The organism is Paenibacillus sp. R14(2021) (assembly GCF_019431355.1).
In the GTDB taxonomy this organism is placed as follows: Bacteria; Bacillota; Bacilli; order Paenibacillales; family Paenibacillaceae; genus Paenibacillus_Z.
Genome location: NZ_CP080269.1, coordinates 3,977,609 through 3,990,000 on the forward strand (window position 1 = coordinate 3,977,609; position 12,392 = coordinate 3,990,000).

The 12,392-nt window shown below is 48.1% G+C and carries 12 protein-coding genes (1 of these 12 cut by a window edge); 7 read left to right on the forward strand and 5 right to left on the reverse strand.

The window, feature by feature from the left end:
• Positions 1-69: 69 nt before the first annotated feature.
• The 4 genes from jag to rpmH form a co-directional block, all read right to left on the reverse strand.
• The gene (jag, locus tag KXU80_RS18490) at positions 70-780 is read right to left on the reverse strand and encodes an RNA-binding cell elongation regulator Jag/EloR (RefSeq protein WP_219834678.1); all 711 of its coding nucleotides are present in this window, start codon (positions 778-780) and stop codon (positions 70-72) included.
• Complete coding sequence (locus KXU80_RS18495) at positions 777-1,577, reverse strand: YidC/Oxa1 family membrane protein insertase (RefSeq protein ID WP_374987712.1); 801 nt, start codon at positions 1,575-1,577, stop codon at positions 777-779. Before KXU80_RS18495 ends, jag begins: the two co-directional genes overlap by 4 nt.
• Positions 1,578-1,691: 114 nt before the next feature.
• The gene (rnpA, locus tag KXU80_RS18500) at positions 1,692-2,039 is read right to left on the reverse strand and encodes a ribonuclease P protein component (protein WP_219834679.1); all 348 of its coding nucleotides are present in this window, start codon (positions 2,037-2,039) and stop codon (positions 1,692-1,694) included.
• A gap of 131 nt (positions 2,040-2,170) precedes the next feature.
• Positions 2,171-2,305, reverse strand: coding sequence for a 50S ribosomal protein L34 (gene rpmH / locus KXU80_RS18505; protein WP_219834680.1), 135 nt, complete (start codon positions 2,303-2,305; stop codon positions 2,171-2,173).
• A gap of 647 nt (positions 2,306-2,952) precedes the next feature.
• Between rpmH and dnaA the strand changes: the two genes are divergently transcribed.
• From dnaA to gyrB, 6 genes are all read left to right on the forward strand, one after another.
• On the forward strand, positions 2,953-4,305 hold the full coding sequence (gene dnaA, locus KXU80_RS18510) for a chromosomal replication initiator protein DnaA (protein WP_308858104.1): 1,353 nt from the start codon (positions 2,953-2,955) through the stop codon (positions 4,303-4,305).
• Positions 4,306-4,551: 246 nt separating this feature from the next.
• Entirely contained in the window at positions 4,552-5,694 is a 1,143-nt protein-coding gene (dnaN, locus tag KXU80_RS18515; RefSeq protein ID WP_219834681.1) for a DNA polymerase III subunit beta, read from the forward strand.
• 15 nt (positions 5,695-5,709) lie between these two features.
• Positions 5,710-5,925 carry a S4 domain-containing protein YaaA gene (yaaA, locus tag KXU80_RS18520; RefSeq protein WP_219834682.1) on the forward strand — a complete coding sequence of 72 codons (216 nt, stop codon included), beginning with the start codon at positions 5,710-5,712 and terminating at the stop codon, positions 5,923-5,925.
• A 46-nt stretch (positions 5,926-5,971) separates the two neighbouring features.
• On the forward strand, positions 5,972-7,081 hold the full coding sequence (recF, locus tag KXU80_RS18525) for a DNA replication/repair protein RecF (protein ID WP_219834683.1): 1,110 nt from the start codon (positions 5,972-5,974) through the stop codon (positions 7,079-7,081).
• A 36-nt stretch (positions 7,082-7,117) separates the two neighbouring features.
• The gene (remB, locus tag KXU80_RS18530) at positions 7,118-7,366 is read left to right on the forward strand and encodes an extracellular matrix regulator RemB (RefSeq protein ID WP_219834684.1); all 249 of its coding nucleotides are present in this window, start codon (positions 7,118-7,120) and stop codon (positions 7,364-7,366) included.
• Positions 7,367-7,428: 62 nt separating this feature from the next.
• Positions 7,429-9,339 (forward strand): DNA topoisomerase (ATP-hydrolyzing) subunit B, encoded by a 1,911-nt coding sequence (gyrB, locus tag KXU80_RS18535; RefSeq protein WP_219834685.1) that lies wholly within the window; start codon positions 7,429-7,431, stop codon positions 9,337-9,339.
• A 45-nt stretch (positions 9,340-9,384) separates the two neighbouring features.
• Here the strand turns inward: gyrB and KXU80_RS18540 are convergent, their stop codons facing one another.
• Positions 9,385-10,137, reverse strand: a complete 753-nt coding sequence (locus tag KXU80_RS18540; protein WP_219834686.1) for a YheC/YheD family protein — start codon at positions 10,135-10,137, stop codon at positions 9,385-9,387.
• A gap of 387 nt (positions 10,138-10,524) precedes the next feature.
• Here KXU80_RS18540 and gyrA point away from each other — a divergent pair, with 387 nt between their 5' ends.
• Positions 10,525-12,392, forward strand: the 5' portion of a protein-coding gene (gyrA, locus tag KXU80_RS18545) for a DNA gyrase subunit A (RefSeq protein ID WP_219834687.1). The gene runs 628 nt beyond the window's last position; only the first 1,868 of its 2,496 coding nucleotides appear in the window; its start codon is at positions 10,525-10,527; its stop codon lies off the right edge, out of view.

Below are 12,392 nucleotides of genomic sequence, written 5' to 3' on the forward strand. Positions count from 1 at the left end.
CTGATCCGAAATAAAAAATGAGCAATGACCGTTGGAAGCCATTGCTGGAATAGACCCTATGCATCGTTACTACTTCAGTGTAATGACCACGCGCCGGTTCGGTTCGTCGCCTTTGCTGAAGGTTTTGACTTTCGTGTGGTTTTGGAGCTGCGAATGAATAATCTTTCGCTCGTGAGGCGCCATAGGCTCGAGTACGACTTCTTTCCGCGTACGGATAACATGGCCCGCCAAGCGATCAGATAAATCTTCAAGCGTCTTACGGCGACGCTCACGAAAATCCTCAGCATCAAGTACAATACGCAGATGACTGCTGGAATAACGGTTGGCCACAATGTTGACCAGATATTGCATAGCATCGAGCGTCTGCCCTCGGCGGCCGATCAATAAACCCAAATCTCCACCGCCGGACAACGCCAGAATCAATCCCTCTTTTGAATCGTGACGAGCAATCGTAATGTCAAGCCCCATTGTTCTTGCCACTTCAATAATGAATCGTTCCGTTTCAAGGATGGCATCCTTCGCCTTCGAAGCCGGTTTGTCTGGTGAATCAACTGCGGACTTTACCGCGGGTGCGGGAATAGTCGTAGTGTCTATCTTATCCTGTTCCGGTTTAAGAACAAGCTCGACCTTGGCGACTCTGACGCCGATCAGACCAAACAAACCTTTACTTGGCTTTTCCAGGACGGTCACATTGACACGATCCGCGGATACCTGCAATTCCGTTAACCCATTTTGTACAGCATCTTCGATCGTTTTACCCGATGCTAGGATTTTCTTCATTTCGCAGGGACACTCTCCTTATCTTTAGGCGATTTGCGTACATAAAGGAAATAGTTTTGCGTAATGGTATACGTGTTACTGAAAATCCAGTACAGCGGAAGAGCCGCCGGGAACGAAAGTGCCATGACGAAAATCAAAACCGGGAAAATCAACATGATGCCCTGCATAGCGGCCATCGTCTTTTGCTGAGACTGCATCATCTTGGACTGGATAAATGTAGTGATCGCAGCCAGAATCGGCAGGACATACGTATGGTCCTTCTCGCCGAGCTGCAGCCACAGGAATGTATGCTCACGAATGTTTTCATTCATATAAATTGAATTGTACAACGCGATGAATACAGGCATCTGCACGAGCAGCGGCAAACAGCCGGCAAGCGGGTTAACCTGGTGCTGCTGAAACAGCTTCATCGTTTCTTCTTGCTGCTTCTGAGGATTGTCCTTGTGCTTCTCTTTCAATTTTGCGAGCTCCGGCTGCAAAGCCTGCATGGCCTTCGAGCTGCGGTACTGCTTAATCGTTAGCGGAAGAATCAACGTTCTTACGATGACCACCATTAGCAGAATGGCGATGCCGTATTCACCGTTAAACCACTTTGCGAACGTTTCGAGGCAAAGTGAGAAATAGTAAACGACGTGCTTCTGCCAGAAGTTGCCGTGCGATAAATCATCCATTGATACCGGGTGAGTAGCCGATGAACAGCCGCTCAAGAAAAGCATCACAGCAATTAAGGCGATTGCCGTAAACCATGTTCGTTTCGAAATACGGGACAACATGTAAAACTCCTCTCTGCGCACCATGAGCGCTGCCTCCGTGAGGACAAAAGCGCTGCAAAATCATTCACGTAAACTATATCACATTTTATGGCACAAAGAAACAAGCCCCAACCCGCCGGATAAAGCGATTTCACGCTCTCACCGACCGTTCTTCAGGAGCCCAGCCCGCTTCAAAACATGAAGCATGCTTTTCTCTAATTCCTTCAATTCAAGACCGACAGCAGGCTTCCGCACAATGACGATTACATCCAGCTGTTCAGCTATGCGATCCTTCTGATGGCGAACAATTTCCTTCACAAGCCGCCTCATCCGGTTGCGAACCACGGCATTGCCGATCTTCTTGCTGGCCGATACGCCAAGCCGGAAGGGATCCGCTTTATGTTGTCGTGACCAATAAACGACAAACTGGCTGTTAGCGAATGATTTGCCGTTCCGATAGATCCGGCTGAAATCTTCGCGTTTACGCAAACGCAGCTTCTTTTGCACGGCGCATCTTCACCGAACCTTTATTACGTAGTATGACCGTTAAAACACAAGCTGAAACGGCGATCGTCGATCTTCGCGGCAATACAACGTTTCAATTCAATAAAAAAAGACCACGTAATGTGGTCTTAAAGTTACGCGCTCAGTACTTTTCTTCCCCGTTTACGGCGGGCGCTAAGCACTTTACGTCCATTTACGGAAGCCATACGTTTACGGAAACCATGAACTTTTTTACGTTTACTAACATTAGGTCTAAATGTAGGTCTCATTGATCTATGCACCTCCTATCCTTGCTCAATCGCCTTGCGTAACCCTATTTCTTATCGTCTGCACGATTAGCGATCGTCGTGTTTTCCCTAAGCGTAATGCTGCAAAGTCAAAAAGAAAATAGGACGATGAGCATTCTCCGTGAAAAAACGCCTTTTTCAATTAAACCATGCGGCCAAACAAAAGTCAACCGAATAGACCAGAACAAAGGTTGGAGAAATGAATGCGCGCCCTCGTTGTGGATAAACAGTAAGATCAGCGGTTTGTTCCAGTAAATTAATAACATGTGGATGAATTTATCGGCTTTTCCCGGTTTATGTCGAATTGGTAACACGATATTAACAATATCTAGTGTTGTCGATAAGTTTTATACACAACCTATTGAATTTGTGGATAAAATGTCTAGAATCGTTGAATATCAAGGCTTATTTTGCTATGATAAATATGTTTTCTGTGTGGATGACTCCAATTTCCCCTCAACATTATTAACACCCTGTGGATAACAATGTGAACAACATTCATTCCCCTTTGATAATAGTTTTCCGCCTTCCCTTAATAATGTGGATGAAACGAAGCAGCTTACCCACCATTTCGACATTTTCAGCTTGAGAGCGCCATTTTCGGTGAATTGGATAAGGAGTGACAATCTGTGGATAGCCATACGCACGAAATGTGGCAACAGGTGCTGTCGATCATACAAACTAAACTCAGCAAGCCAAGCTTCGACACTTGGTTCAAAGCAACTAATGCTTCGTTTAGCGGCGATTCCGTAGTCGTAGTGACAGCTCCGACGACTTTTGCGGCCGAATGGCTCGAAAGCCGGTATACAAAACTTGTGCGGACGACACTTCAGGAATTTATGGGGCGCCAATTCGACATTAAATTTGTCATTGAAGAAAATAAGCCTCCTGAACCGGCAGATCTTCAGCCGGTTGTTTTGCCGCCCGTACAGGTTGGGCCCGAAGAAACCTATTCGCACATGCTTAATCCTAAGTACATGTTCGATACATTCGTCATCGGCGCTAACAACCGTTTCGCGCACGCTGCTTCATTAGCTGTCGCCGAAGCGCCGGCCAAGGCTTACAATCCGTTGTTTCTTTACGGCGGAGTAGGACTCGGCAAGACGCATTTAATGCATGCAATCGGGCATTATATTTTGGAACATAACCCCAACACGCGGGTTCTTTATTTGTCTTCCGAGAAATTCACGAACGAATTCATTAATGCGATCCGGGATAACCGCGGCGAAAGCTTCCGCAACAAATACCGGAATATCGACGTGCTTCTTATAGATGATATTCAGTTTCTCGCAGGCAAAGAGCAGACCCAGGAAGAGTTTTTCCATACATTCAACGCTCTGCACGAGGAACGCAAGCAAATTGTCATTTCCAGTGACCGCCCTCCTAAAGAAATTCCGACGCTGGAGGAACGGCTGCGCTCACGGTTCGAATGGGGACTCATTACGGATATTCAGCCGCCTGATCTCGAGACGCGGATCGCGATTTTGCGAAAGAAAGCCAAAGCGGAGAACCTGGATATTCCGAACGAAGCGATGGTCTATATCGCCAGTCAGATCGATACGAACATTCGCGAGCTGGAGGGTGCGCTCATTCGAGTCGTTGCTTACTCCTCTCTAATAAACGAGGATATTTCGTCTCATTTGGCGGCAGAGGCACTAAAGGATATCATTCCTTCCAGCCGGCCCAAAATGATTACGATGCACGATATTCAGCAGAAGGTCGGCGAATTGTACGGGCTCAAGATGGAAGAATTCAAGGCGCGAAAAAGAACGAAGGCCGTAGCTTTCCCGAGACAAATTGCCATGTACCTTTCGCGAGAACTAACGGATCATTCGCTGCCTAAGATCGGGGAAGCATTCGGGGGCCGAGACCATACGACGGTCATTCATGCGCACGAGAAAATAACCCAGCAGCTGAAAATCGATGCTGAGCTGTTCAAAATCATTCAAACGCTGACCGAGAAGATCAAGAATCATACTTGAATAAGAAAGAATGCTGCATAACCAGAAAAGTTATACACTTTCTTCAACAATGAATCAGCAAGCCTATGCACACGCTGTACACATGTGGATAGGCTTGCTTTATCAGCGTTATCGACACTTATCCACATATTCAGTGCCCCTACTACGACTTCTACTAATATTATTAATAAACATCATCAAAATATAGGTGGAAACGACGCCTCATCAAACCGCTGTCGTGATCCCTGTCCTTTAGGAGTGAAAATCATGAAATTAACGATCCGCAAAGATCAACTAAACGATGCTATCCAACAAGTTTCCAAAGCTTCTTCTTCACGTCCGCCTATTCCTATTCTCGGCGGGATTAAAATCGACGTAAACCACCAAGGTGTTACACTGACAGCAAGCGACACAGACATATCCATTCAAAGCTTCATTCCCGTAGAAAACGGTGAATTTGTCATTGCGAAAGTCGAAAAGCCGGGAAGTGTTGTGCTTCCAGCTAAATTTTTTGTTGAAATCGTCAAGAAGCTGCCTTCAGACGAACTTGAAATCGAAGTCAAAGACCATTTCCAAACCTTGATCCGCTCCGGCTCGACGGATATTCAAATGGTCGGTTTGGATCCAGAAGAATTCCCTGTTCTGCCTACCATTCAACAAAGCGAATCCATCTCTGTCCCAGGCGATCTGCTCAAATCGATGATTCGACAAATCGTATTCGCAGCTTCTACTAGCGAACAAACGCCTATTTTGACCGGCGTATTGTGGAACTTGGCTGATGGGCAGCTGAAATTCGTAGCGACGGACAGACATCGTCTGGCCAGCCGAATCGCAACCGTCGAAGCGTTAGAGGGATACCGTTTTTCCAATGTGGTTATCTCCGGCAAGACATTAAATGAGCTGTCCAAAATCGTTCCGGACGATCATACACATGTGGATATCGTTGTGGCGGACAATCAAGTGCTGTTTAAAGTAGGCAACGTTTTGTTCTACTCCCGCATCTTGGACGGAACCTATCCCGATACTTCTAAAATTATTCCGCAGCAGTTCAAAACAGAACTTGTCCTGCATACAAAAAAATTGACGGATGCAATCGACCGAGCTTATTTGATGTCGCGTGAAGAGAAAACCAACATTGTCCGACTCGTGACCCAGGAAGACGGTTCGATTGAAATTTCATCCAGCTCCACGGAGCTCGGCCGTGTTACCGAGCAGCTGGAAGTGAAAGAAATGAACGGTGAACAGCTGCGCATCGCGTTCAACTCCAAATATATGCTGGATGCGCTTAAAGTTATCGACAGCGAGTATTTATTCATCGGATTTACAGGGGCGATGAGCCCTATCATTATCAAACCGACCGACCATTCGCACAGCCTGCATCTCATCTTGCCGTACCGGACAACAGGCTGATAGGAGACTACGTGTATGAAACAAATTGGAATTTCGACGGAATATATCGCGCTCGGCCAGTTTTTGAAACTGTCGGAATGCATTAGCACCGGCGGCGAAGCTAAATTTTTCTTGCAGGAAAACGAGGTCGTTATTAACGGAGAAGCTGACAATCGCCGCGGCCGCAAGCTGTATACAGGCGACCAGGTTGACGTGAAGGGATTTGGCGTTTTTACGATTGTGAAACGGTAATGCGGCAACCTGCTGTTTTTGCCAGCAAGAACCGGGAGGCTTTACATTGCGATTAAATTCCATTCAACTGCAGCATTACCGCAATTACGAGGGCATCGAGCTTACGACCGACAGCCAGGTTAATCTGTTTGTCGGCCGCAATGCACAAGGAAAAACGAATTTGCTGGAAGCAATCTTCGTGCTTGCGCTGACCAAGTCCCATCGAACCAGCAAGGATAAGGAACTGATCGGCTGGCAGTCGAACGAAGCCCGCATCCGAGGTGAGGTGGACAAAAGGTACGGCGCGGTTACACTTGATCTCGCTTTGTCCCAGCAAGGGAAGAAAGCCCGGATCAACGGGCTGGAGCAGCGTAAGCTAAGTGATTTTGTCGGGTCGCTTAATGTCGTCATGTTCGCGCCGGAAGATCTCGAAATTGTGAAAGGTACACCGGGCATACGCCGGCGGTTTCTGGACATGGAAATCGGCCAGGTGCAGCCCGGTTATTTGCATGCGCTCGGTCAATACCATAAGGTGCTTCAGCAGCGCAACAACTACCTCAAATCGACGATGCCAGGCAATGCCAATATGGCGATGATGGACGTCTGGAATATGCAGCTTGCCGAGTATGGTGTTAAAATTGTGAAAAAAAGGCAAAACTTCATAGAGAAGCTTCAGAAGTGGGCGCAGCACATCCATTCAGGCATAACCGCCGGTTCTGAAGAGCTCTCAATCCTCTATCGCCCGTCCTTCGAAAGTGACGCTAAGGAAGAAGAATCTATATTATTTGAGCAATTTATGATAAAGTTAACACAGGTTAAGGATCAGGAGCTTCGTCGTGGAATGACGCTTGTTGGTCCTCATCGTGATGATATGGCCTTTTATATAAATGGCAAAGAAGCGTCTGTTTATGGCTCGCAGGGCCAGCAGCGCACAACGGCGTTATCCTTGAAACTAGCCGAAATCGAACTGATTCATGAAGAAATCGGCGAGTATCCCCTGCTTCTGCTTGATGATGTTTTGTCTGAACTTGATCAACATCGGCAGACGCAGCTAATCGAAACATTTCAAAGCAAAGTGCAAACGTTTATTACGACTACAGGACTTGAAAGCGTCAATATCAGCAAGCTGGATGATGCCCGGATCTATCAAGTGAAGGATGGTCATGTCGAGCTGTAACCGATAGGACGCCGATGCGAACGAAGGGTGGAGACTATGTACATTCATTTGGGCGGGGAAAAGATCATTCGCGCCGCGGAGCTCGTCGCTATATTTGACATCTCAATTGAGCAGTCCTCCAAACTGTCCAAACAGTTCGTCGCACAAGCCCGTAAGCGAAAAGACGTTGAAGTTATAGGAGAAGAAGAAGCGAAGTCAATCGTAGTGACGGAGAACAAGATCTACTATTCGCCCATCTCATCCTCGACACTGAAGAAACGATCGCACCATTTTGCGACTAGTTAGAGATGCAGCGGCTATAAGGTTTGCAAAGTGGCAAGTAGTTGAGAGGAGCAGTGAAACCCAGCATGTCGTCGAATCAGCACACGTATGATGAAAGCCAGATTCAAGTTCTTGAAGGGTTAGAAGCGGTACGCAAGCGCCCAGGGATGTACATTGGCTCCACAAGCGGCAAAGGGCTTCACCATCTCGTATGGGAAGTCGTTGATAATAGTATCGATGAGGCGCTGGCAGGCTATTGTACGCGCATTGAAGTCATTATACATGAAGACAACAGCATAACCGTTATTGACAACGGGCGCGGTATTCCGGTCGGCGAGAACGTTAAGCTGAAAAAATCGACGCTTGAAGTCGTCATGACGGTCCTTCATGCCGGCGGTAAGTTCGGCGGCGAAGGCTACAAAGTATCCGGCGGCCTTCACGGGGTCGGTATTTCAGTCGTTAATGCCTTGTCTGAGCATGTCGTTGTTACCGTTAAGCGCGAAGGCAAAATCCATCGTCAGGAGTATCGCCGCGGTGCACCTCAATATGACCTCCAAGTGATCGGAGATTCGGACGAAACCGGAACAACGACTACGTTCAAGCCGGACGCCGAAATTTTCACAGAAACGTTAGTGTACGAGTATGAAGTGCTCCAGTCGCGGATTCGCGAGTTGGCCTTTCTCAATAAAGGCATTGAAATCGCGCTGCTTGACGAACGAAGCGGTGCTACGAATACGTTCAAATACGACGGCGGTATTATCGAATTCGTCAAATATTTGAACCGCAGCCGGGAAGCGCTGCATGAACAGCCGATTTATGTCGAAGGCTCAAAGGATAACATTCAAGTCGAAGTGGCGCTGCAGTATAACGACAGCTATACCGAGAATATTTACTCTTTTGCCAACAACATTAATACGCATGAAGGCGGAACGCATGAATCCGGTTTCAAGAGTGCGCTGACACGGATCATCAATGAATATTCCCGCAAGATGAATGCAATTAAAGACAGCGACTCCAACCTCTCCGGCGATGATGTCCGCGAAGGTCTGACCGCGATCATTTCCGTGAAAATACCTGAACCGCAGTTTGAAGGTCAAACGAAGACCAAGCTCGGAAACAGCGAAGTACGTGGTATCGTAGAGTCCTTCTTCGCTGAGAAATTTCAAGAGTTCTTGGATGAAAATCCAGCGGTCTCCAAGAAAATTGTGGAGAAGGGTTTACAGGCAGCACGTGCTCGCGAGGCTGCCCGCAAAGCACGCGAACTGACACGCCGCAAGAGCGCGCTCGAAGTAAGCGCACTGCCAGGTAAACTTGCAGACTGCTCTTCGCGCGATGCATCCATCAGCGAGATCTACATCGTAGAGGGTGACTCTGCAGGCGGTTCAGCCAAACAAGGCCGCGATCGGCACTTCCAAGCGATACTGCCGCTGCGCGGTAAAATCTTGAATGTCGAACGTGCCCGTCTGGACCGGATTCTGTCCAACACGGAGATCCGTGCCATCATCACGGCGCTCGGAACAAGCATTGCGGATGATTTCGACATTTCCAAAGCGCGGTATCACAAAGTCATTATTATGACAGATGCCGACGTCGACGGCGCGCATATTCGCACACTGCTGCTTACGTTCTTCTTCCGCTACATGCGCAAAATCATTGAGGCCGGCTATGTGTATATCGCGCAGCCGCCGCTCTTCAAGATTGAACGCAACAAAGTTGTTCGTTATGCGCAGAGCGAGAAAGAACGCGATGCGATCATCAGCGAATTCGGCGAAGGCGTTAAGGTCAATGTACAGCGGTACAAAGGTCTCGGAGAAATGAACGCATCCCAGTTATGGGAAACGACGATGGATCCCGAGAGTCGTACCATGCTCCAAGTGACAATTGAGGATGCCATCGAAGCAGATAATATTTTCGAGACGCTCATGGGCGATAATGTTGAGCCGCGCCGTGAGTTTATCCAAGAATTCGCGAAATTTGTTAAAAATCTAGATATTTAATTGACATACAGATACAAGCCGTCCGGTTACCCGGGCGGCTTGTTTTCAGCTTAAACGCCGATTATAGGCTAAGCAATAACGGTAGATGCGTCGAAACATCTTCTTGTCTTCAAGCTTACGGAAAATAAAAGGATCAGGCAGCGTGTTCACTTCGAGGATCCAGGGCTGAAACGATTGATCAATTGCGATATCAATGCCGATTTCCTTTAAGCGCGGATATTCGGTTTGCAGCTGCTTCGCGACATCTGTTCCGAGCTCAGCCAGCCAAGCCCCGTAGCTGCGCGTCTGCGATTCCGTCAAATAAGCACCCATCAGCTTGTTGAATGACTTCGGCACGCCGCCGCTGTGATAATTAGTTACGATTTTTTTGGGATGGCCGACCCGCCCGATAATGCCGGTTGTTTCCCATTCGTTCTTCGGATTCATCTGTACCATGACACGAATGTCGAATCGTAGTCCCTCGTAAGTAAGCAGTGGAATCCCCTGTTGGATCAGGTAGGCTCGGTTTCCAATCCGCTTCCGGAGGGAAGCCGCCATTTGCTCAAACGAGGTGAAGCTTTGCAGTAGAGTTCCTGACTGATAGGTATAGAGATCACTTGATCTTTTTTCTACACGTACGACACCTAAGCCAAAGGTGCCTTGATCAGGCTTTACATAGACCATCGCATACGTATCCAGCATGTGTGCCAGATCGGTTATATTCCATCGTTTCGTCAGTGGAATCCGCTCGCGCAGCGGCTCTGCGCGCAGCAATACTTTGGTTTTTGCCCATTTACTTTTAACGCGTTGAATGGCCAATGGCGATCCACCTTTCAGGTTCATGCTAGCGTGTGGGATTACAAAGCATGCAGGAGACACAGGTTGAAATCAATGTTATAATAGAGATAATGCCTATTTTTTGCATTATCCAACTTTTTTCATAAAATGCATGCAGGATATGTTAGTTTATGGCGAAGAGACGGATTTTGAGCGTGTATCAAACTAATGATTCTGAAGTTTAGAGGCATGTGACCGGACCATTGCAAGTTTATTGTTTGCAAACGTTTAAGGTTGGCAAGAATGAGCAAAAAGGATAATGGTATCTAGTATTCTGTTATACGACAACCCTGCTCATCAATGGCGACGGCTGCCAGAGGTTTTCGTTATTGAAAAGCTTAAACATATGCAAACCCTAGGAGGTTAACGATGGCAGAAGAGAAAAGTCTGCAAGTACGAGACCGCGATATCGGTACTGAGATGCGCGAATCGTTTATGGATTATGCAATGAGTATCATCGTCAGCCGCGCGCTGCCGGATGTCCGTGACGGACTGAAGCCGGTGCATCGCCGGATTCTCTTTGCAATGTCCGAGCTGGGCATGTCCCCGGACAAGCCTTACAAAAAATCCGCCAGAATCGTCGGCGAAGTCATCGGTAAATATCATCCGCATGGCGATTCTGCTGTATATGAAACCATGGTACGTATGGCGCAGGACTTTTCGCTTCGCTACATGCTTATTGACGGACACGGGAACTTCGGTTCCATCGACGGCGATATGGCTGCAGCTATGCGTTATACGGAAGCACGGCTTTCCAAGATTGCGATGGAAATGCTGCGCGATATTAATAAAGAGACCATTGATTATGCACCTAACTATGATGGTGAGGAGCATGAGCCTACGGTTCTCCCGGCACGTTTCCCGAACTTGCTGGTTAACGGCTTGACGGGTATTGCCGTAGGGATGGCAACCAACATTCCACCGCACAACTTGACTGAGGTTATCGACGGCGTACAAGCGATGATCCGTAATCCCGATATCACGCCGATCGAGCTTATGGAGTATATCAAAGGACCGGACTTCCCGACGGCAGGTTTCGTGATGGGACGCGAAGGCATGCGTCAAGCGTATACGACCGGCCGCGGATCGGTCACGATGCGTGCTCGAGCAACAATCGAAGAGAACGGCGGCAAAGCCCGTATCATCGTGCATGAGCTTCCTTATCAGGTTGTAAAAGCGCGGTTGGTCGAAAAAATCGCTGAGCTTGTCCGCGAGAAGAAAATCGAAGGTATCACCGATTTGCGTGACGAGTCCGATCGAAACGGCATGCGGGTAGTCATTGAACTTCGCCGCGACGTAACACCGACGGTCGTGCTGAACAATTTGTATAAGCAAACGCAGATGCAGATGAATTTCGGTTTCAATATGCTCGCCCTGGTTAAAGGAGAGCCCCGCACGCTCAATTTGCGCGATATCTTGTATTACTACCTGGAGCATCAGGTCGAGGTTATCCGCCGTCGCACGGAATTTGACTTGAAGAAGGCAGAAGCCCGCGCGCATATTCTGGAAGGTTTACGTATCGCGCTGGACAACTTGGACGAAGTGATCCGGTTGATTCGCGCTTCGCAAACAACGGAAGAAGCCAGAGAAGGCCTGATTACGCGCTTCGGACTTAGCTTTGATCAAGCGCAGGCCATTCTGGATATGCGTTTGCAGCGCCTTACAGGACTCGAGCGCGACAAGATCGAAGCTGAATATGCTGAGCTTCTTCGCAAAATTGCGGAATTCAAAGCGATTCTTGCAGACGAGCAGCTTGTTCTGCAGATCATTAACGATGAATTAGAAGAAGTAAAGCAGAAGTTTGGCGACGAGCGCCGCACGGAACTGATGGCAAGCGACGATGACATTCTCGACGAGGATTTGATTCCGCGCGAAGATGTCATCATCTCGGTAACCCATTCCGGCTACGTGAAGCGTCTGCCGGTAACGACCTACCGCAGCCAGAAGCGGGGCGGCAAAGGTGTCATTGGCATGGATACGAAGGATACCGACTTTGTCGAGCATCTATTCGTTTCCAACACCCATCACTTCCTGCTCTTCTTTACGAATAAAGGGAAAGTGTACCGTCTCAAGGCGTATGAGATTCCGGATCTCAGCCGAACTGCGCGCGGAACGCCGATTATCAATCTTATTCAAATTGAGCAGGGAGAGACGGTTAATGCCGTCATACCGGTAGAGTCCTTTGAACCGGACCGCTTCTTGTTCTTTGCAACAAAGCAAGGCATTGTCAAAAAAAC

Coding starts and splice junctions, on each gene's coding strand:
- remB (WP_219834684.1), top strand. CDS start 7,118: ATGTACATTCATTTGGGCGGGGAAAAGATCATTCGCGCCGCGGAGCTC.
- yaaA (WP_219834682.1), top strand. CDS start 5,710: ATGAAACAAATTGGAATTTCGACGGAATATATCGCGCTCGGCCAGTTT.
- KXU80_RS18495 (WP_374987712.1), bottom strand. CDS start 1,577: ATGGTGCGCAGAGAGGAGTTTTACATGTTGTCCCGTATTTCGAAACGA.
- rpmH (WP_219834680.1), bottom strand. CDS start 2,305: ATGAGACCTACATTTAGACCTAATGTTAGTAAACGTAAAAAAGTTCAT.
- jag (WP_219834678.1), bottom strand. CDS start 780: ATGAAGAAAATCCTAGCATCGGGTAAAACGATCGAAGATGCTGTACAA.
- gyrB (WP_219834685.1), top strand. CDS start 7,429: ATGTCGTCGAATCAGCACACGTATGATGAAAGCCAGATTCAAGTTCTT.
- dnaN (WP_219834681.1), top strand. CDS start 4,552: ATGAAATTAACGATCCGCAAAGATCAACTAAACGATGCTATCCAACAA.